At 62.3% G+C, this 2,272-nt stretch carries 1 protein-coding gene and 3 pseudogenes; 3 read left to right on the top strand and 1 reads right to left on the bottom strand.

Annotation, left to right across the window (positions count from 1 at the left end):
* The 3 pseudogenes from HMPREF9371_RS12655 to HMPREF9371_RS13705 form a co-directional block, all read left to right on the top strand.
* Window positions 1-524, top strand: a pseudogene (locus tag HMPREF9371_RS12655) (hypothetical protein); the annotation flags it as partial.
* Window positions 521-1,306: pseudogene (locus tag HMPREF9371_RS13810) on the top strand (RHS domain-containing protein); the annotation flags it as partial. The pseudogenes HMPREF9371_RS12655 and HMPREF9371_RS13810, both read left to right, overlap by 4 nt.
* Before the next feature lie 88 nt (window positions 1,307-1,394).
* Window positions 1,395-1,568 (top strand): annotated as a pseudogene (locus HMPREF9371_RS13705) (IS3 family transposase); the annotation flags it as partial.
* Window positions 1,569-1,871: 303 nt separating this feature from the next.
* On the opposite strand, the gene HMPREF9371_RS10155 reads toward HMPREF9371_RS13705, so the two are convergent.
* Window positions 1,872-2,272, bottom strand: a 401-nt coding sequence (locus HMPREF9371_RS10155; protein WP_009120040.1) for a LysR family transcriptional regulator, incomplete at its 5' end; no start/stop codon positions are given.

Below are 2,272 nucleotides of genomic sequence, written 5' to 3'. Positions count from 1 at the left end.
ATAATTTCTACACCGATGGGCGCAATATCCACTGGCTCTTCTACGGCAGCTCGCACTTGCACCACATCCATGTCGATGGTCATGCGATCTGCGATATCGAGTGCGATGCCCTGCACCGCGAAACTTCCCGCTCGCAGGGGCGCTTGCTCACCCGCTTCTCCCACGATCCATTGGGCAGGCGCATCGGCGCGCTCACTTGCATGCCCGCATTGCAGGGCTTGCACAGCGCTGCCATGCACGGGCATTTGCTCGAGCAGCCTCACCTCTGGCAGGATGCGCTCGATGCGCAGTTCTCTGCACATGCACATGCACATGCACATGGCCCTGCCAATGCCCCTGGCGCCTCCTTGCCTTCCCTGCTCAAGACATGGCAGTTCGACAAGAGCGGTGAGTTGCTGCGCTCAAGCCACAGCCTGCTCGGGCGCACTGACCACGCATACGATGCCAGTGGCCGCATCACCGGCTCGCGCCGCACGCCCTTGCAACATCTGCCGCATCCCTGCCGGCCGCCGTTGACGAGATGATGGCCTATGACCTCGCGGGCAATCGCATCCATGCCGCTTTGGCGCGCACTGCCTCCTCGCGGCCGCACGCCAGCGCCTATGTTCATGACAATCTCGTGCGCGTGCTCGGCGACAGGCGTTTCTTCTACGACGCGCATGACCGCCTTGTCGAAAAACGCATCGCCCGTCATACCGTCCAGCGCTTCGAGTGGGACGAGAACAGCCGCCTCAGGGCCGTGCACACCACGCGATACCCCGACACTGCGCGCCAGATCGCCCAAAGCATCCACATGCGCTATGACGCACTGGGCAGGCGCATCCTCAAGCACGATGCCTTCGGCCCCATCACCTTCATATGGGAGGGCATGCGCCTGATCGAGGAGCGCCGCGGCTCCAGCGTCATCAGCTACGTCTATGAACCGGGCAGCTACGCGCCCATCGCCCGGCTCGATGCGCTGGGCAATGCCTCCGAACAAGGGGGTTTGGGCACTACCGCAGATGCTGCGCCTGATTCAGTTAATGCTCTGGCCGCTGCGGCCAACGATGCACCATCAACCCATGCCGCCGCCAACGATGCCGAAGCGCGCTACTGGGCAAGCCTTGAGCACTCTGCCAAACAAAACGCCCAGGCGTTCGATCACCTCATCGAGCAGCACTGGGGCGCCAACCTGCCCCTGCCCGAGCAGCCGCCCCAGATTGCCAAGGTCTATTACTTCCACAACAGCCCCGCCGGCCTGCCCGAGGAACTCACCAACGCACAAGGCCAGATCGTCTGGCAGGCCAGCTACAAGACCTGGGGCAACACCATCCGTGAAGTCTGGCAGCACGCCAACCTCGACGGCTCCAGCGTCTTCGAGCAGGACAAGGGCGACATGCCCGATGAGCAGGCAACTCAAACTCAATCTGCCGAGACGGACGAAGAAGCGCCTGCCGATGAGGGAGAGACAGACACTGAACGTGCCAATGCAAGCCAATGCCCTGTGGTCGATGGATTTCATGGCCGACACGCTCTGCGGAGGCCAACGCTTCCGCACCTTCAATGTACTGGACGAAGGCGTGCGTGAACGCCCGCATGAGTCGCTCGGCAACCTGCCACCGAGCGTCTTTCGCCAACAATGCGAACGGGCAAATTCTCCTTTACAACTGTCTGCTTGACGGGGAAGGCTACGGAAGCTGCCGCACGCGTCGGCTACGAAAGTGCAAGCCAATTTTCACGCGAGTACCGCCGCCACTTTGGCCACCCGCCATCTCTAAAATCCAAGAAATGAGGCAAAATCAGGCAAATCCTTTTCTCTGCGGGTATACAGCAGGCCTCCAAAAAACGCGCAGGATGGTTTGGGGCTTCGCCATAAAGTCCTGTCCGCCGTTTCAATCCGCCGCCTCCTCGTCGCGCGCCAGCGTTTCCACCAGAAAATCCGCCACGGCGCGCACGGCGGGAGAGCGGCGTACGTCTTCGTGCATGACCAGATACAGGGTTTGCTCCAGCATTTCCGGCGCGGCGTCGTTTACGGCCACGGCGTGCAGGCCGTCTTGCGGCTGCACGCTGTCTTCGGGCAGAAAGCCGATGCCCAGCCCGGCGCGCGCGGCTTGCTGGATCAGTGTGAAGTCGTTGCAGGCCAGCGCCACGGGGCGGCTGCCGATCCGTTCTTGCGCCCAAAGGCTCAGGCGATTGCCGGTGGACAGCGTCAGAAACTGCCAATCGCCGGGCGCGGTGCGGCGCAAATAGCCGCGCTCGCCGTAAAAGCCGAAACGCAGGCTGAGACCTTTGC

It is taken from the genome of Neisseria shayeganii 871 (genome assembly GCF_000226875.1).
In the GTDB taxonomy this organism is placed as follows: domain Bacteria; phylum Pseudomonadota; class Gammaproteobacteria; order Burkholderiales; family Neisseriaceae; genus Eikenella; species Eikenella shayeganii.
The sequence above is the reverse complement of the archived record's forward strand: the minus strand, read 5'-3'. Positions and strand labels throughout refer to the sequence as shown.